This is a genomic window from Rhodococcus sp. IEGM 1379 (assembly GCF_030056815.1).
In the GTDB taxonomy this organism is placed as follows: domain Bacteria; phylum Actinomycetota; class Actinomycetes; order Mycobacteriales; family Mycobacteriaceae; genus Rhodococcus_F.
The window spans coordinates 1-17317 of record NZ_JASHKR010000033.1 but is presented as its reverse complement, the minus strand read 5'-3'; the positions used below and the strand labels follow the sequence as shown (position 1 = coordinate 17317).

The 17317-nt window shown below is 61.2% G+C and carries 15 protein-coding genes, 1 tRNA gene and 1 pseudogene; 16 read left to right on the top strand and 1 reads right to left on the bottom strand.

Features of this window, described 5'->3' with window-relative positions; genetic code table 11:
- Positions 1–7 precede the first annotated feature (7 nt).
- From QM600_RS17800 to QM600_RS17770, 7 genes are all read left to right on the top strand, one after another.
- Positions 8–793, top strand: a complete 786-nt coding sequence (locus QM600_RS17800; protein WP_283262819.1) for a lytic transglycosylase domain-containing protein — start codon at positions 8–10, stop codon at positions 791–793.
- 139 nt (positions 794–932) lie between these two features.
- Positions 933–2219 (top strand): phosphopyruvate hydratase, encoded by a 1287-nt coding sequence (eno, locus tag QM600_RS17795; protein ID WP_283262818.1) that lies wholly within the window; start codon positions 933–935, stop codon positions 2217–2219.
- 20 nt (positions 2220–2239) lie between these two features.
- Positions 2240–2890 (top strand): FtsB family cell division protein, encoded by a 651-nt coding sequence (locus QM600_RS17790; RefSeq protein ID WP_283262817.1) that lies wholly within the window; start codon positions 2240–2242, stop codon positions 2888–2890.
- A complete protein-coding gene (locus QM600_RS17785) occupies positions 2887–3432 on the top strand; it encodes a DUF501 domain-containing protein (RefSeq protein ID WP_283262816.1) in 546 nt (181 codons plus the stop codon). The genes QM600_RS17790 and QM600_RS17785 overlap by 4 nt, the downstream gene beginning before the upstream one ends.
- An 11-nt stretch (positions 3433–3443) precedes the next feature.
- Entirely contained in the window at positions 3444–4397 is a 954-nt protein-coding gene (locus QM600_RS17780) for a Ppx/GppA phosphatase family protein (protein ID WP_283262843.1), read from the top strand.
- Positions 4398–4505: 108 nt separating this feature from the next.
- Positions 4506–4579, top strand: a tRNA-Leu gene (locus QM600_RS17775).
- A gap of 501 nt (positions 4580–5080) precedes the next feature.
- Positions 5081–5254, top strand: coding sequence for a hypothetical protein (locus QM600_RS17770; protein ID WP_283262814.1), 174 nt, complete (start codon positions 5081–5083; stop codon positions 5252–5254).
- A 78-nt stretch (positions 5255–5332) separates the two neighbouring features.
- On the opposite strand, the gene QM600_RS17765 is transcribed toward QM600_RS17770, so the two are convergent.
- Positions 5333–6010 (bottom strand): TerD family protein, encoded by a 678-nt coding sequence (locus QM600_RS17765; RefSeq protein WP_283262813.1) that lies wholly within the window; start codon positions 6008–6010, stop codon positions 5333–5335.
- A gap of 351 nt (positions 6011–6361) precedes the next feature.
- Between QM600_RS17765 and QM600_RS17760 the strand changes: the two genes are divergently transcribed.
- From QM600_RS17760 to QM600_RS17720, 9 genes and pseudogenes are all read left to right on the top strand, one after another.
- Positions 6362–8668 carry a putative bifunctional diguanylate cyclase/phosphodiesterase gene (locus QM600_RS17760; protein ID WP_283262811.1) on the top strand — a complete coding sequence of 769 codons (2307 nt, stop codon included), beginning with the start codon at positions 6362–6364 and terminating at the stop codon, positions 8666–8668.
- Positions 8661–11075, top strand: a complete 2415-nt coding sequence (locus QM600_RS17755) for a putative bifunctional diguanylate cyclase/phosphodiesterase (protein ID WP_283262810.1) — start codon at positions 8661–8663, stop codon at positions 11073–11075. The genes QM600_RS17760 and QM600_RS17755 overlap by 8 nt, the downstream gene beginning before the upstream one ends.
- 39 nt (positions 11076–11114) lie before the next feature.
- Positions 11115–11945, top strand: coding sequence for an SDR family NAD(P)-dependent oxidoreductase (locus tag QM600_RS17750; protein WP_283262842.1), 831 nt, complete (start codon positions 11115–11117; stop codon positions 11943–11945).
- 3 nt (positions 11946–11948) lie between these two features.
- A complete protein-coding gene (locus QM600_RS17745; RefSeq protein ID WP_283262809.1) occupies positions 11949–12857 on the top strand; it encodes a TIGR03619 family F420-dependent LLM class oxidoreductase in 909 nt (302 codons plus the stop codon).
- A gap of 34 nt (positions 12858–12891) precedes the next feature.
- Complete coding sequence (locus tag QM600_RS17740) at positions 12892–13578, top strand: nitroreductase (protein ID WP_283262808.1); 687 nt, start codon at positions 12892–12894, stop codon at positions 13576–13578.
- A gap of 76 nt (positions 13579–13654) precedes the next feature.
- Positions 13655–14788: a class I SAM-dependent methyltransferase gene (locus QM600_RS17735; RefSeq protein ID WP_283262806.1), complete on the top strand. Its 1134-nt coding sequence runs from the start codon at positions 13655–13657 to the stop codon at positions 14786–14788.
- Positions 14789–14967: 179 nt separating this feature from the next.
- The gene (locus QM600_RS17730; RefSeq protein ID WP_283262804.1) at positions 14968–15828 is read left to right on the top strand and encodes a Bax inhibitor-1/YccA family protein; all 861 of its coding nucleotides are present in this window, start codon (positions 14968–14970) and stop codon (positions 15826–15828) included.
- Between the two features lie 132 nt (positions 15829–15960).
- Positions 15961–16716, top strand: a complete 756-nt coding sequence (locus QM600_RS17725; RefSeq protein WP_283262803.1) for an enoyl-CoA hydratase/isomerase family protein — start codon at positions 15961–15963, stop codon at positions 16714–16716.
- A pseudogene (locus tag QM600_RS17720) lies at positions 16713–17132 on the top strand (enoyl-CoA hydratase-related protein); the annotation flags it as partial. The gene QM600_RS17725 and the pseudogene QM600_RS17720, both read left to right, overlap by 4 nt.
- Positions 17133–17317: the final 185 nt, after the last annotated feature.

The window sequence follows — 17317 nt, the reverse complement described above, 5'->3', positions numbered from 1 at the left end:
GGGTCGCATGGATGATGGGGAGGTGCACCCAAACCCCGCCAAGTCCTCGAGACCGCGGCGCTTCGTGCGCGTTGTCGCCGCGCTAGCTGCAGGAACAATCCTTGTAGGGGTGGGCGCCGCAGCCTGTGGATCGGATGAGCCGAAGATCGTGATTCCGGAAGGAATCCCGCCCGGAGTGGGGGCGCCGACGCCGCCGATTGACATCAACGCACCCGGTCGCAGTGCTGATCAGCTTGCCGAGTGGGCAGCAGATTTGAGTGGTGACGTCGGAATCGGCAGAACAGCTCTCGAGGCCTATGGCTACGCGGCAACTGTCATGACGGAAACGTTGCCGAGTTGCGGGATCGGGTGGACCACCCTCGCCGGGATCGGAAGCGTCGAAAGTCGCCACGGAACGTATGGCGGTTCGAAAGTCTCCGTGTTGGGACAGGTCGCGCCGGCCATTCGCGGAATCCCGCTCGACGGCGGACCTGGCGTAGCCGAAATCGCAGACACCGACGGCGGCACGATGGACGGTGATCCGGTACACGACCGGGCTATGGGGCCCATGCAATTCATCCCCGAAACTTGGCTGAAGTGGGGCGTCGATGCCAACGGTGACGGGAGAATCGACCCGGACAACATTGACGACGCAGCCCTCACTGCGGCCCGGTATCTGTGCGCGCGTGGGGGAGACCTGACGACCGCCGCCGGGTGGCAACAGGCGCTCATGGCCTACAACCTGTCAGGTGACTACCTGGCCTTGGTCCGTGACCGAGCGTCGGCGTACTCGGTGGGAACACGACCCGACTGAATCGAATGACCGCAGGTCGGGCCGATGTCTACGCGTCGATCAAGAAGCCGTCGGCCGCTGCGGTTAGGCTGTGTGCTGGCACTACGGAGGCCACGCACAGCGTGCCCCAATGCGAAGCCCATCGAAGGAGAACCACACAGTGGCCAGTATTGAGCAGGTCGGAGCTCGCGAGATCCTCGATTCCCGTGGCAACCCCACGGTCGAAGTTGAGGTTCTGCTCGACGACGGAAGTTTCGCGCGGGCGGCAGTGCCCTCCGGCGCGTCCACCGGTGAGCACGAAGCCGTCGAGTTGCGCGACGGTGGCGCTCGCTACGGCGGAAAGGGCGTCGAAAAGGCAGTCGAGGCAGTCCTCGGCGAGATCGCGCCCGCGATCATCGGCATCGATGCCACCGAACAGCGCACTGTCGACCAGGCGCTGCTCGACGCAGACGGCACCCCGGACAAGTCTCGTCTGGGCGCCAACGCGCTCCTCGGCGCTTCGCTGGCCGTTGCCCGCGCCGCAGCCGAGTCCTCGGGCCTGGAGCTGTTCCGTTACGTCGGTGGCCCCAATGCCCACGTTCTGCCCGTCCCGATGATGAACATCCTCAACGGTGGCGCACATGCCGACACCGGCGTGGACGTCCAGGAGTTCATGGTTGCTCCCATCGGCGCACCGAGCTTCAAGGAATCCCTTCGCTGGGGCACCGAGGTCTACCACTCCCTCAAGTCTGTTCTGAAGGAGAAGGGTCTCTCCACGGGTCTCGGTGACGAAGGTGGATTTGCACCTGACGTCGCAGGTACCAAGGAAGCTCTCGACCTCATCACGATCGCTGTCGAGAGGACCGGCCTCAAACTGGGCGTCGACGTCGCACTCGCACTCGATGTTGCTGCCACCGAGTTCTACACGGACGGCACCGGCTACAAGTTCGAAGGCAAGAACCGCACGGCCGCCGAGATGTCCGCGTTCTACGCAGAGCTCATCGACGCGTACCCGCTCGTGTCCATCGAAGATCCGCTGGACGAAGACGACTGGGACGGCTGGGTTTCCCTCACCGACCAGATCGGCAACAAGGTTCAGCTTGTCGGTGACGACCTGTTCGTCACCAACCCCGAGCGCCTCGAAGAGGGCATCGTCAAGGGCGCGGCCAACGCATTGTTGGTCAAGGTCAACCAGATCGGCACCCTCACCGAGACCCTCGACGCCGTCGATCTTGCACACCGCAACGGCTACAAGACGATGATGAGCCACCGGTCCGGCGAGACCGAGGACACCACTATCGCGGACCTCGCAGTTGCCGTCGGCAGTGGCCAGATCAAGACCGGCGCACCCGCTCGCAGCGAGCGCGTCGCCAAGTACAACCAGTTGCTGCGCATCGAAGAGAACCTCGGTGATGCCGCTCGTTACGCCGGCGAGGTCGCATTCCCGCGCTTCGCATTCGAGGCCTGACAACAATTTAAGTATCGGTAGTGTCTGCACAGCGCGGTAAACCACGATCCCCCGGCGGAAGTCCGGGGGGTCGTGGTTCCGGGCGCGGCGAGGGTGCTCGCCGCGGCAGATCCACCAGTGCGCGACGCGTCCGTGGTGCCGATGCGGAAGCTACCGACAACACGGCAACGGCGTCCTCGGGCAGGTTCTGGTCGAGACTGCCCCATTCCGACAACACCGTTTTCGGGCTCTCGACTTCGCGTGCAGTCGTTCTCGCGATGGTCGTACTGATGTTGGCGTTGACGTTGGCAGTGCCGTTGCGCACCTACATCTCTCAACGTTCCGACGCCGCACAGATCGCTGCCGAGCGACGCGTCCTCCAGGAAGAGGTCGACGCACTGCGGGCGCAGAATGCACGCTTCGATGACCCTGCGTACATCGAAGCTCTTGCGCGGGAACGTCTTCGGTACGTCAAGCCTGGTGAAACACCGTTTCAAGTTCAACTTCCCGGTGACTACAAGGAACCCGAGAAGAAGAAAGTCAAAGAGACCCCGCTGACAGGTCCGTGGTATCGCGATCTGTGGCAAACGATTTCGGAACCGCCAGTGGTGCCCGAGACAAAGCCAAAACCGGCGCCTGCGTCGGCTACCCCGACGCAGCAGCCAGAAGAACAAGGAGTACCCACCGGGTGAGCAATCAGTCCGAAAATTCCCCCAACGTCGCGCAGGCGGATCTTGATGCCGTCGCAGCTCAGTTGGGCCGCGAACCGCGCGGAGTGCTCGAGATTGCTTACCGCAGTCCCGACGGCACCCCCGGTGTAGTCAAGACGGCTCCCAAACTTCCTGACGGAACACCGTTTCCGACGCTCTACTACCTCACGGATCCTCGTCTGACCGCTGAGGCCAGCCGCCAGGAATCTGCCGGTGTGATGCGTGAGATGTCCGAGCGTCTGACGCAGGACCCTGAGCTTGCCACGGCCTACCGCCGGGCCTACGAGTCGTATCTCGCCGAGCGCGACGCCATCGAATCCCTCGGTACCGACTTTGCCGGCGGCGGAATGCCGGACCGTGTCAAGTGTCTGCATGTCCTCATGGCGCATTCGCTCGCGAAGGGTCCGGGTGTCAACCCGCTCGGCGACGAGTCCGTTGCCCTGGCCGGGCACGGCAAGCTCCGTGGCACCGCTATTCCCGCCGACTGGCCGGGCATCGACGCCGCGGTTGATCCGGAGAAGTGAGTCCCCGAGAAGTGACTCGACGCGTCGCTGCCGTCGACTGCGGCACCAACTCCATTCGTCTGCTGATCGCGGACGTCGGCACTGATGGTCGATTGGTCGACGTCCGGCGCGAGATGCGGGTTGTTCGACTCGGTCAAGGCGTAGACGCAACAGGGTCTTTGGCGCCCGAAGCCATCGAACGCACTCGCGTCGCGTTGGTCGAATACGCGGGCATGATCGCCGACGCGGGAGCAAGTGCCGTCCGGATGGTTGCTACCTCCGCCACTCGCGATGCTTCCAACCGCGACGATTTCTTCTCGATGACTCGCGACGTGCTGGGCAGCGTTATTCCCGGCTCCGGTGCCGAGGTCATCACGGGCGACGAAGAAGCACGTTTGTCGTTCAGTGGTGCTGTGGGAGAACTGGATCCATCCGAGGGACCGTTTGTGGTCGTCGACCTCGGCGGCGGATCCACCGAGTTGGTTCTCGGTGATTCTGCTGGCGTCGTTGCCGCGTACTCCACCGACATCGGCTGTGTGCGGATTACCGAACGGTGCCTGCATTCCGATCCGCCAAGCGTGGAACAAGTCGCTGAGGCAACAGAATTCGCTTCGGCGAAGCTGGCCGAAGCATTTGCCGCAGTGCCCATCGAAAAGGCTCGCACCTTGGTGGGCGTCGCCGGAACCATGACCACGCTCTCGGCAATCGCGCAGGACCTGCCGGATTACGACGCCGACAAAGTGCACCTGTCGCGAATCTCGTTCGAGAAATTGACGGACCTGTGTGACCGGCTCACCGCAATGCCTCGTGTCGAGCGTGCAAAGTTCGGACCCATGCATCCCGGTCGCGTCGATGTTATCGGCGGCGGAGCCATCGTCACCACGGTTTTGGCGCGAGCATTCGCGGAGAAGGCCGGGATCACGGAACTTGTCGTCAGTGAGCACGATATTCTCGACGGTATCGCGATGTCGATCCCTCTCGAATGACGCTCAATGATGTTGATGGGCATCATGATCGGTGGGTCTGATCGCGATGCTTTCACACGCACGATAGTGTGATGCCTGTTGTTGTCGGTAGCCGTTAACAACAGGGAAGCCCCCATAGCCCAATTGGCAGAGGCAACGGACTTAAAATCCGTAAAGTGTCGGTTCAAGTCCGACTGGGGGCACCGTTGCAGGAGCATGCTGCCATCGTGTTCGTGGATGCACGCAACCCTCGCCGATTTGGCTGGATCAACCACCTCTAGTCGAGTTGTGTGCAACGACGCTACGGGCAGCTAGGCCGACTTCTGCAGTGTCGGGATACGGGGAGCGTGTACAGGCCGGGTACTTTTTCGGTGACTCGGTGGATCCCGACGCACGCACGCGAGCACTGACACCGCCACACAGGCACCTGACGTGAGGGCGAGAGCGGCAAAGCTGCCCCGTTCGGTGGCGTCGACGATCTGATTTCGGAATCTGCAGGCTACGAGGAAGTGGACGAAGTACGTGAAGATGCTGTCCCATTCGTAGTCGCCGGTGGTGATGGTCGAACTGGAGAACAGGATCGAAATTCGGTGTACGACAACGCGCTGGGACGAATGTCCTTGTTTTTTCGCCAGACGTCCTGCCTCACTTCAATTTTCATGAATCGGCGTGTTTCCCGTCATTTCGGCGAGCGGAATCCGTGGATGAATCCCCCTGCGATCCAACAGGTTGCGGCCGTCGCGACCGCCACGCCGATGGAAGCGATGACGTGGGAACTCGAAACCCACACCATGACCCCGAGGACTACGGCGACGATGATAATCAGCGCCGTGTCCGTTCGCTTCGCCCACATCCGGATCACCAGTTCTGCTGTGTGAAAGTGTTGGGAAGAACTGCTTCTCGGCTCGTTGTACCCGAGTTGGATGTGGCTGAAACCGGAGGTGAAGGCTGCGCGACTATTTGCGTCCCGCAGCCCATTTCATGCCCCAACTGTAGGCACGGTCGAGATCGGACTGGCTGCCGTCGATGTACTGCACCTCGCGTGTCACGCTCACTCCTTGACCGGAACTTTGGATGAGCGCGATCGCGCAGATGCGGGCTTGATTGCTGGCCGAATCGAGTCGCACCTCCACTTCGGGTCCACTGGTCGGGTACAGGGTGACGACGCCGTCGACTGCAGCCCAGTTGGGGGCGCCGTCGTAGATCATCGCGAAGATGAGGATCCGTCGGAAAACGCTGGGGTCAGCGAGGTTGACGTGCATGTTTTCGCCGCCGGTGTTCGAGCCACTGCGGTCGTCACCGTCCAACTGGATGAATGGTGCGCTGTTCAACGCACCGAAACTGTTGCCCAGCGCCTGGACGACCCCTTTGGAGCCGTCGGCGAGTTCGTAGAGGCAGCCGAGGTCGAGGTCGACGGCACCGGATCCTCCGCCTGCGAGTTTGGCCAGGAAGCCTTGCTTCTTGGGCGCTGCTCCTTGTGACCAGTTCAAGTTCACGCGCAAGTTTCCTTGGCGTTCGCCGGCCTTGGCGAGGTTGACGGTGGGCGCAGCCTTGGTGAGGGTGATTTTGCTCAGATTGACCGAAGCCTGGGAGGGCGTGGACTCCCCGGGTCGTCGGGTGTAGTCGATAGCCATCGTTGTTGTCCTTGTCTGAACCGGGAAAGTTCGATCGTGGAACGGGGCGTGCGGTCTGGCTGAAATCTCTGTCGATGTGATGAGCGATCAGGACCCATTGTTACTGATGTCCGGTTTTGGTGACAGGTGAGACGCCGATACCGCTGAGCGCGTAACCCGGACCGTCGCGCCTCGATGTTGCGGGAAAGAAGTCAAATGTTTGCTGTAGGACCGTACCGTCTGCGTATGTATTGCGAAAAAGTACTTGGACGTTTGCTTTAATGAGTTACCGCATAGTTACGAGATAATTGCTCAAAACGTACAAAACGACGCAATCCGTAGTGACATTAGTCCAAGGAGCGAGGGGGCTCGATGCTATTCGAACCACGATCGCAACTACTCGGTCAGTCACGTGCACTGACAGCTGCGCAACGACGTGATGTCCGGAGCCGGCAGATTGCCGTCAGCTTCAGCGTCCTTCCGTGGGCTGCAGTGGTGCATCTGCTGGCCGTGATCGGATTGTCGATCTACGTCATTCCGAGTGACGGCGGATTTCTGGCGAGAGCCTGGCCTATCGTCGCCGGCACTGTCGGCCTGGTCGGTGCGTACGTGGGGTTCGCGATCAAACGAGGAACGATCGTGGCGTCCGACCGACTCGGATATCGCTTCTTGATCATCGAGTTTGCTGCTGTCGGCCTCTTGTATTCGGTTCTTGCGATCCTCTTGTACCCGATTCTCGACGAGGTCGGGGACCTCGTGTTGACCGCGACGCTGGCGGCGATAATCGGCGCAGGCACACTTGCGACGGCGATGCTGCGTTCGTTGGGAGTCACCTGGGTACTGGCGAGCACGGTGGTTCTCGGAGTCGCGTTCTGGCTGCAGCCAGGCCCGGAATTCGGGCGCATTCTGGTCAGCTTGGCGGCGTACGGGTGCGCGTTGATCGGCGGCGCGGTCGTGGTATCGGGAAATCTCGAAGCACGCTACCTGGCAGAAAGAAGTGCAGCAGCGCAGGGCGCTGTTGCACAGATGCTGCTCGACGATTTCGAGGGGAATGCCGGAGACTTCGTGTGGGAGACCGATCGAAAGGGCAAGTTTTCGCGGATACCCACAAAGCTCGCGATGGGTGGTGGGCTGGATCCTGACTCGCTGCTGGGTTTGTCCTGGCAGGAACTCTTCACGGAACTCGGAACTGTCGAGTTGGCCGGTGGAATCGACGCGTTGTCGGAAATCGAGCGGGCGCGTCAGTCGAAGGGTGCGTTTGCCGACATCGTGATCCCGGTGCGTGTGAACGCAGACATGCGGTGGTGGAAGTTGTCGGGCAGGCCGACGCCGGGGCTTGCACCCGACGAACTGATGTGGCGAGGCGTCGGCTCGGACGTCACGGGGGTGAAGGCGCAGAGCGACGAGATCGTTCGGATGGGGAAGGTCGACGCACTGACCGGCATGCCCAATCGCCACACCTTCTGGACGGAACTCGAGCGCAGCATTAGCGAATCTCGGCAGAGCCGACATCGGCTTGCTGTCGCCGTACTCGACCTGGACAACTTCAAATCGGTGAATGACACGCTGGGACACTCGATCGGCGACGAGGTGCTGATGGAGGTGGGCACCAGGTTGTCCGCTGTCGCAGACGAATCGCAACTGTGTGCTCGACTCGGCGGCGACGAGTTCGCAATCCTGTTCCGCGATATCGACGATCACGAGAGCGTGCGCACTCTGCTTCAGTCTTACGCAGATTCACTGCGTGACCCGATTTCGGTATCGGGAACCAGGCTGGAAATCGGGTGCAGCATCGGCTTTCACTTTTCGGACGACGAGCGTTTGTCCATCGACGACATGATGGTTGCTGCGGATCTGGCACTGTACGCGGCAAAAGAATCGGGACGCGGAACAATCCTCCAATACCGGCATTCGATGCAGCTGGTGGCCGCCAGACGCGCAAACCTTCTGGAAGACATCGGAAACGGCGTTTCTGCCAGCGACATCGAACTGAGATTTCTGCCCCAACGCGATGTGGCCACGCATGCGATAGTCGCAGTCGAGTGCGAGGCAACGTGGCGGAATCCCAGGCTGGGGACGGTACCGGCCGCGGAATTCATGGGGATCGCCGAGGACGCAGGTTTGGCATCAGTTCTCGGTGCAACGGTGTTCGAGATGGCGTGTGGTGCCGCGTCGCGAATACCCGATGACATTCGAGTTGCAATCACACTGTCCGCGCGTGAACTCGAATCGGATTCGTTTATCGACAATCTCGCAGCAGCACTCGACCGGTGGGGCATACCGCCTCGTCGTGTGGAGTTACAGCTCACCGAATCGTCGGCGATCTCTGATCGAGCGAAGGCCGGAATCCGTGGAGCAGCGAGTCTCGGCGCTTCACTGACCGTCGACGAATTCGGAACCGGATTCTCCACGCTGGCTTCATTATCGGATCTACCCTTCACCCGCGTCCGCGTCGATCGGTCGTTCTCGGGAGCTGTTCGGGGGCAGTGGCCGATCCTTGCCGCCGTCGTCACCCTGGTCGATTCGCTGGGGATGGAAGCGGTGATGTTGGGTGTGGACAGCGACGAAGAACTCTCGGCCGCCGCAGATATGGGGGTTCGAACGGTGCAGGGTCGCGTTGCCGGTGACGCGATGGTGCTCGAAGATCTGACGCGGATCTTCTCGGTGATATATGCCTGAGTCCGGCGGGATTCGGCGTCGGGCAGTCAATGTCTTGCTACGCCTGATCGATCCGATGTGGACGGGTGACTACGCATCGAACTACGAAGAACGCCGACTCGTTCAACGACGATTGCAATACTCTGCGCGCGTCCAACCTTGGACATTTCTCGTCGCAGCGAGCGCACTGAGCATCATCGTTGTCTTCATGCCTGTCGAAACCGGGTGGTTTCGATGGACGTGGGCTGCACTCACTCTCGGATCGAACATCGCACTGAGCATTTTCTGGTCCACACGTGCCCGGACTCGCGATCCTGACCGATCGATTGTCGATCTGGTCGTGCTGGCAATTCAGGTGATCGTGTGGGGACTGCTTCTGGCCTGGTCGGCAATAGTGCTCTATCCGACTCTCGGAGCCGGCGACGAGTTGACAGTGACGGCGACCTTGTTGGGCGGCATTGCCGTTGGGATCTTTCCGATAGTCATGTACCGCGGCGTGACGATCATCTGGATCGTGTTGGTCAGTGTCGGTGTGGGATGGGGTTTCTCGACCGAACCGGGTTCGGAGCGGTGGGTCCTGATCGGGATCCTCACCGGCTACGCAGTGTCTCTGTCCGGCGGAACTTTGGTGTTAGCCAACGTCTTCGAGCGGAGGCTGCGCGCCGAACTCAATGCTGAGGATCAGCGTGATCTCGTGGAATTGCTCCTCAATGATCTCGAGGACGGTGCCCAGGACTGGTTGTGGGAAACCGACCGAGACGGGGTCCTGGGCACGGTCTCGCACCGTTTTGCGGAACGCCTCGCCCTCCCGGTCTCGGAGATTCGTGGCCGGACGATGCTCGACATCCTGGACGGCATCGGTGCGAACCGCTCTGAGTCGGGTCGTCTCGCGTTGCGCTTGCTTGACGAATGTTTCGAGCACAATGACGAATTTCGAGATGTCGAACTCGACGTCTGGGTGGGTGGCAGATTTCGTCGCTGGTCGATCTCGGGACACCGCAAAAACGACACACACAGCAGTACCGGCGAGCCCTCCGACGACGGCTGGCGCGGTGTCGGTTCGGATATAACCCGCGCCCACCGCCAGCGGGAGTACATCCTGGAACTAGCGGAAGTGGACTCGATCACCGGTCTGCGCAATCGGTACGCATTTACCGCGCGATTGTCGTCGATGATCAACGACGGGGCGCGTGTCTGGTTGGGCATGCTCGATCTCGACAACTTCAAATCGATCAACGACCGCTGGGGCCACAGCGTCGGCGACAACGTTTTGCGTGACGTAGCCGCTCGACTGATCGGAGTGCTGCGTCCGAGCGAAATGTGTGCGCGACTCGGAGGCGACGAGTTCGCCGTGGCGTTCTGTGACATCGAGGACGAATCCGAGGTCAATGAACGGTTCCAGGAGATTATCGACGCCATTGACGTCCCATTTCTGTTCGACGGGAAATCGATTCGGGTTCGTGTGAGCCTGGGGTACGGCTCGCTCCCCGGTGACGCGGACAGCCTCGATGATCTGGTGGTTGTCGCGGACCTTGCGCTCTATCACGCCAAGAGCAGTGGCCGGAATCAGATTCGACCGTTCGACTCGACTTTGCGTGAGCGTGCCCAGGGGAGGGCGCGAGCACTACTTGATCTTCGGATGGCATTGCAGAACAACGAGTTCGAACTGGCATACCAGCCGCAAGTGTTGGCGATTTCCGGTGAGGTTGTGGGGTTCGAGGCATTGTTGCGGTGGAATCACCCGGTTTCCGGGCTGGTTGGACCGACTGATTTTGTCTCGGTTGCCGAGGAGACCGGCCTTATCGTGCCTATCGGTGCGCAGGTGTTGCGTGTTGCGTGTGCTGAAGCTGCTACCTGGTCCGAGAACATGCGCATCGCGGTGAATGTCTCTCAGGTGCAGCTACGTTCGGTGGGATACGTGGATTCGGTTCGTGAGGCACTACGTGAAACCGGTTTGCCGGCGGAGCGGCTCGAGATCGAAGTGACCGAGTCGTTGGTCATCGACGACGCGGAACGCGAGGTTTTGGTGCGTATCGCCGCGTTGGGTGTCGGTATTGCCATGGACGATTTCGGTACTGGGTTCTCATCGGTCGCGAGTCTTTCCATCCTGCCGCTCGATCGGCTGAAGATCGACCGTACCTTCGTCGATCAGTTGGATGTCGACTCCGGCGATTCGAGAAGTGCAGTGTTTCGGGCCATCGTCGATATCGCGGAGTCGATGGGGTTGGAAACCGTCGCCGAGGGAGTGGAGACCGAGCGGCAACGAGCCGTTGTGGCCGCGTGTGGGTGCCGGGTGATTCAGGGTTTCCTCGAAGGGCGGCCCATGCCGGCGTCGGAAATTCCCGCATTCATCGCGTCGCGCGAAAAAATAGATCTGGGTCTGCCGCTGAGTGAGAACGTCGAGAGTCCTCGGCCTCGAGATATGTAATGGTGCTCGCAGTCAAGGCTTTGATCGATGTGCGGAAGGATGCTTGCGGTGGACAGTTCTGTGTACTCTCCAGGACCGATGTTGGTAGGCAAGAAAGCGGTGGTCACGGGTGGCGCACACGCCATCGGGGCTGCGATTGCACGCGCCTATGCGTCACACGGTGCTGATGTTCTGGTTGTCGACGTCGATACAGATCCGGTAGAAGGTCTCCAATTCGACACCGCAGCAGGCGGTTCGGTGACGAGCCTGTGCTACGACGTCCGGGAACCTGTAGTACCGCACGAGATGATCGACTTCGAACCGGATATTCTGGTGAACAATGTCGGTCACTTTCTCGCGCCGCCGCAGCAATTTGTTGCCACGACGCCCCAATTCTGGTCCGAGATGGGCAACATCAACTTCGATCATGTTCTGCGTCTGACGCATTCCCTGTTGCCGGGCATGATTGAACGTGGCTCGGGCGGATCGATCGTGAACCTGACGACGGTGGAGGCGCATCGAGCGATCCCGGGCCACAGCGTGTATTCGGCATACAAGGCCGCACTGACGCAGTTCACCAGGAGCCTGGGTGTCGAGGTCGGTCGAACCGGAGTGCGGGTCAACGCAATTGCCCCTGACCTCATCGAATCGGTGCAGGTGCCGTACCGAAAGATCGTCTCCGACGACGACTGGTCGAAATGGCCGCAGTGGGCGCCGCTCGGCGGCCCGGGTCAACCCGAAGACATAGCCGGACCGGCACTGTTTCTTGCGTCCGATCTCTCCCGGTACATCACTGGCACGGTCATCCACGTCGACGGCGGCTCCCATGCCGCGGGTGGCTGGTTTCCCAGAGAAGAGGGCGGTTGGACCAACCGCCCACGAAAGGCTTGACACATGACAACTTTGAGTCTCAATGTTCCGAACTTCGGTACTACTCTGGCTTCGGATTCCTACGGCAAGCTGGTGCAGGTATGCCAAAGCGCGGAAGCAACGGGCTTCGACCGGGTACTTGTCACCGATCACGTCGTGATGGGCTCGGACAACTCGGCGTACACCTGGTCGGCGTTTCCCACAGAACCCGACGCGAACTGGCTCGAACCGCTGACGGTGCTGGCTTTTGTTGCCGGACAAACTAAGACGATTCGTCTGGGCACCGGCATCGTGATTGCAGCACTGCGTGGGGGAGCGGTGCTGGCCAAGACTGCGGCCACGCTCGACCTGCTTTCGGGTGGCCGGTTCGATCTCGGAGTCGGGACCGGTTGGCAGGAACGTGAATACGAGGCCGTCGGCATGGATTTCGGCAAACGTGGACCGCTACTCGACGACGCGCTGGTCGTATGCCGCGCACTGTGGACCTCCGCACCCGCGAGCGTTGATACGCCGCGACTGACGTTCGACGACGTGTACTGCGCGCCCCGGCCGGCTGTAGGAATCCCGATCTGGGTGTCAGGGTCTTTGTCCAAGGCCGTTGTACGACGTGTCGCGACGTGGGGTGATGGCTGGATTCCGATCATGGGTGCCGGCAACGACGATCTACGCGAGGGCGGCGACGTCATCCGCAAGGCGATGGTTGACCTCGGACGGGACCCCTCCGACCTGCAGATTCGCGGGCGTCTGACCGTCGTGCGCGCATCCGACGGATCCATCGATCTGCCGGCCACCATGCTCGGCGCCGAGCAACTGGTGGAATCGGGTGCGACAGACGTGCTGGTTGCGCTGGCAGCGGTCGATCCCGACCCTGATGCAGCGATGGATATATTCGGGGAATTGGTGTCGGCATTCCGCACCGTCACGCCGTCTTGACCGACACACGTTTTCGATATCGAGGAGATGACACATGACCGAAAGCACCATCGTAGAGTCGAGTCTGGAAGCACTACTTGACGCGCGGATCAGTTGCCGCGCCTACGAAGATCGTCAGGTCCCTCGCGACGTCATCGACGAGATTCTGCGACTCGCGCAGAAGGCGCCTTCGTGGTGCAACACTCAGCCGTGGCAGGTATCGATCACCGAAGGTGAAGGGACGCAGCGATTCCGCGAAGGTCTCGGCGCCTACGTGATGTCCCACGCGCAGGAATCCGACTTCGAGTTCCCTCGGGAATACCAAGGCGTCTACAAGGCGCGACGTTTCGAGTGCGCGATGGCGTTGTACTCGAGCGTGGGTATCGCCGAGGGTGATCGTGCGGCATCCGGCGCTCAGACGATGAAGAACTTCGAACTCTTCGGGGCTCCGCACGTCGCTATCATCACCACCGATGAGGCTCTGGGAACGTACGGAGCCGTCGACTGCGGCCTCTACGTCAACACCTTCCTCCTGGCTGCGCAGAGCCTGGGCGTCGCCACCATCCCGCAGGCCGCGCTCGCCGGTAGTTCCAAGTTCATCCACGAGTTCTTCGGAATCGACGACACCCGCAAGGTTGTGTGTGCAATTTCCTTCGGCTACCCCGACACCGACCATCCGGTGAACGGATTCCGGACGACGCGCGAGGCCGTGGAAAATGTCACGCAGTGGGTTGCCAACTGATCGAGGTTGTTCGTCTGGTCACTGCAGGGTTGACGAATTGAGTATTGGGGTGCCCGGCCGCAATACACTGGTCGACATGTCCGAGACTCCCGAACTGTTCGATCGACTTCGCCGCTTTCCCGATATCGAGGCACCCAATCTGTTTGCCGTCGACGCGGCTGATCGGCTGATTCTCGACGAGGCCGCCGATGCCCTCGCTGCGGCACCGTCCGGAACCGTGGTTGTTATCGGCGATCACTACGGCGCACTCACCGCCGGCGTTGCAGTCGTGGCCGGCCAGTCCGGTGTGCGGGTTCATCAGGATCCGCTCACCGGAGAACTGGCATTGGCGAACAATGCCCGCGAACTCGGCTTCGCCGACGCTTACACCTCGCACGGTCTCGACGCGGATCTGCTTCGCGGTGCTCGCGTCGTCCTGATGCAGTTGCCGCGTAGCCTCGCCGAACTGGCAGAAATCAGCGAACTCGTTGCTCTCCACGGCGACCCAGAGGTGCTCGTGTTCGCAGGCGGACGCGACAAACACATCACGCCGGCGATGAACAAGGTTCTCGCCGAATCATTTTCATCGGTGAGTGCGTCACGTGGACGCCAGAAGTCGCGGGTCCTCAGGGCTGCCGAGCCGAAGTCCGACGTAGCAGTCACGTTCCCCAAGACCGAGTGGCTCGACGAATTCGGCCTCGACGTCGTTGCGCACGGCTCCGTGTTCGCCGGTGCGAGCCTCGACATCGGAACCCGCTTGCTGCTCGAAAATCTCGGCAAGATCGCCATCACGCCCCGCGATATCGTGGATCTGGGCTGCGGAAGCGGCATCCTCGCGACGGCGATCGCTCTGAAGTTTGCGGACGCACAGGTTGTCGCCACGGATCAGTCGTCGGCAGCGGTCGCGTCGTCGCTGGCAACCGCGTCGGCCAATGGGGTGGGCGATCGAGTACGCGGACTGCGCGACGACGCCATGAGCACCCTTCCCGATGCCAGCGTCGACCTGGTTCTCCTGAACCCGCCGTTCCATGTCGGTGCCGCCGTTCATACCGGTGGCGCGCTCAAATTGTTCGAGGCAGCGGGCCGTGTCCTGCGTCCAGGTGGAGAGTTGTGGACCGTACACAACGCACATCTGGGTTACCGCGAACCCTTGAAGGCTGCCGTCGGTGCGAGTGAGGCTATGGCGAAGAACGCAAAGTTCATCGTCATGAAATCGATCAAAGCGTCTTAAATATCGGGGAGTGTTGATATTCCCGAAACGCGCCGGGAACCACACCGACTGCTCCGACGTTGTAAATTACGAGTGCTTTACTTTTTTGAAAGTACACGGACCGTGTCGAGAAACTCGGATCCGTCCGGCGAACCCGCGACATACCCGTCGCAGGTCACCACGATGAAGGGATGATCACGGTGCGCACCACTAGCAACCCGGTGTTCCGCAATCTGCCCAAGCAAGAGGGCAACGGATACGCCTCGTTCGGATCTGCGACGGCGGGCGCCGCGCAGGCCACCCAGCAGTTCGGTCAGCCGCAGTACGCGCCGGCCGAGCCCTACCAGACCGGTCCCGTATCGCGGGCCATGACGATCGACGATGTCGTTACCAAGACTGGCATCACACTCGGTGTGCTGACTTTGACGGCGATCATCTCGTACTTCCTGGTGAACAACAATCCTGATCTTGCCTCGCCGTTCGTTATCGGCGGTGGCCTGGTCGGCTTGGTTCTGGTGCTGGTCGCCACCTTCGGGCGCAAGATGGACAACCCGGCAATTGTGCTGGCCTATGCCGTTGCCGAGGGATTCTTCCTCGGTGCGCTGTCGTTCATGTTCACGGCACCGATTGAGGCCGCCGGCGGCATATCTGCTTCGACCTTGATCGGGCAGGCCGTTCTCGGCACGTTCGGCGTGTTCTTCGGAATGCTCGTGGTCTACAAGACCGGTGCAATTCGTGTGACGCCGCGTCTGACCCGCATGATCATCGGTGCCCTGATCGGTGTTGTCGTGTTGTCGCTGGGGAATCTTCTTGCCACGGTCATTTCCGGCGGAAGCTTCAACATCTTGCGTGACGGCGGCCCGATGGCTATCATTTTCAGCCTCTTCTGCATTGGCCTGGCAGCTTTCAGCTTCCTGCTGGACTTCGATGCTGCTGATCAGTTGATCCGCGCACAGGCACCGGAGAAGGCAGCCTGGGGCGTCGCTCTCGGCCTTACCGTTACCCTGGTGTGGCTGTACGTCGAGATCCTGCGCCTGCTGAGCTACTTCAACAGGAACTGATACAACTCCTCGCTTTACAAGAAGGGTCTCTGCTTCGGCGGAGGCCCTTCTTTTGTCGGTGTAGTCGGGTTACCTTTCAATATCCGAGCAAGTGCTTGGTTCCCGTTGAAGTGAAGGGCGTACGTACAACCCATGTCGACACCAACATTTGAACCCGTCCTTGTTTCCGATGCCGGATCTGTGCGGACGGTGACGCTCAACAACCCCGCTCGACTCAACGCCTTCAACCCGGCAGGGTTCCGCGCACTGACCAAAGCGCTCGACGACGCAGCGGCAGATTCAACCGTCGCGGTGGTGGTCATCGAAGGCGCGGGCAAGGCGTTCTCGAGTGGCGTCGACCTGCGCGCACTTTCCGAACCTGGTGCGGACACAGCTGATTTCGGGCTCGCGTTTGCGCCGCTGATCGTGGCTTTGGTGGAGTTTCCGAAACCGCTCATCGCCGCGGTGCACGGTGCTGCCGTCGGAATCGGACTGACAATGTTGCTTTTCTGCGACGTCGTCTACGTCGCCGAGGACGCTCGGTTGCGGGCCCCGTTCACGTCACTCGGAACCGCACCCGAGGCAGCAAGTAGTTGGATGCTGCCGAAGGTGATTGGCGCACAGCGTGCTTCGGAACTTCTGTTGACGGCCCGGTGGGTGAGTGGCGTGGAAGCTGCCGAGATCGGCATTGCAGTCGCTGCGGTTCCGGTCGATCAGCTACAGGCTCGCGCGCAGGAATCCGCCGCGCAGATAGCCGGCAATGTCGGACCGGCCGTGCTGGCCGCGAAAAAGCTTCTGCGCCAAGGCTGGGTGGAAGAAGCGCGAGCCGCAGTTCAGCGCGAGGACGATGCTGCGCGAGAGTTGATTCGGCAGTTGGGGAGTTTCGCGAAGGGAGCGCTGCCTCATTGAGTGACGGACAAAGCTCAGCGGTCCTGCTCGAAGAGGACCGGCGACGAGTTCGGATACTGACGCTCAATCGTCCCCGCGTGCGCAACGCTCTCAGTTCGGAGTTGATCGCCGCGACGCGCGACGCGCGACGCTCTGGCCCGGGCGGACTCGGACGATGAGGTCGATGTCGTCATCCTGACCGGAACGGATCCCGCTTTCTGTGCGGGTTTGGACCTGCGTGAGCTGGGTGGGACCGGGGGAAATGCTGTGCTGGTCTCGGAACAGGAAGTCCCCGTTGAGTATCCGTGGCGACCTCTGTCGAAGCCGGTGATCGGCGCGATCAACGGTGCGGCTATCACCGGGGGACTCGATTCGCGCTCGCCTGCGATTTCCTGATCGCGTCCGAGCGTGCGAGTTTCGCCGATACGCATGCCCGGGCCAGAGCGTCGCGAGTAGCGGAACGGCGGCAAGCGGTCATCGACCGTGGCCGGAGTCAGAGCGCCACCTGACTGACAAGCGATGACAGCCGCCCAGCAGATGCCGGGCGGCTGTCATCGCGGAAAAGCCGGGGATCAGCTGAGGCGCTCGATCACCATTGCCATGCCCTGTCCGCCGCCGACAC

Excerpts from the sequence above, each read along its gene's own strand:
- QM600_RS17800 (WP_283262819.1), top strand. The coding sequence starts at position 8 with ATGGATGATGGGGAGGTGCACCCAAACCCCGCCAAGTCCTCGAGACCG.
- QM600_RS17770 (WP_283262814.1), top strand. The coding sequence starts at position 5,081 with ATGAATCCCCCTGCGATCCAACAGGTTGCGGCCGTCGCGACCGCCACG.
- QM600_RS17765 (WP_283262813.1), bottom strand. The coding sequence starts at position 6,010 with ATGGCTATCGACTACACCCGACGACCCGGGGAGTCCACGCCCTCCCAG.
- QM600_RS17760 (WP_283262811.1), top strand. The coding sequence starts at position 6,362 with ATGCTATTCGAACCACGATCGCAACTACTCGGTCAGTCACGTGCACTG.
- QM600_RS17755 (WP_283262810.1), top strand. The coding sequence starts at position 8,661 with ATGCCTGAGTCCGGCGGGATTCGGCGTCGGGCAGTCAATGTCTTGCTA.
- QM600_RS17750 (WP_283262842.1), top strand. The coding sequence starts at position 11,115 with ATGCTTGCGGTGGACAGTTCTGTGTACTCTCCAGGACCGATGTTGGTA.
- QM600_RS17745 (WP_283262809.1), top strand. The coding sequence starts at position 11,949 with ATGACAACTTTGAGTCTCAATGTTCCGAACTTCGGTACTACTCTGGCT.
- QM600_RS17740 (WP_283262808.1), top strand. The coding sequence starts at position 12,892 with ATGACCGAAAGCACCATCGTAGAGTCGAGTCTGGAAGCACTACTTGAC.
- QM600_RS17735 (WP_283262806.1), top strand. The coding sequence starts at position 13,655 with ATGTCCGAGACTCCCGAACTGTTCGATCGACTTCGCCGCTTTCCCGAT.
- QM600_RS17725 (WP_283262803.1), top strand. The coding sequence starts at position 15,961 with ATGTCGACACCAACATTTGAACCCGTCCTTGTTTCCGATGCCGGATCT.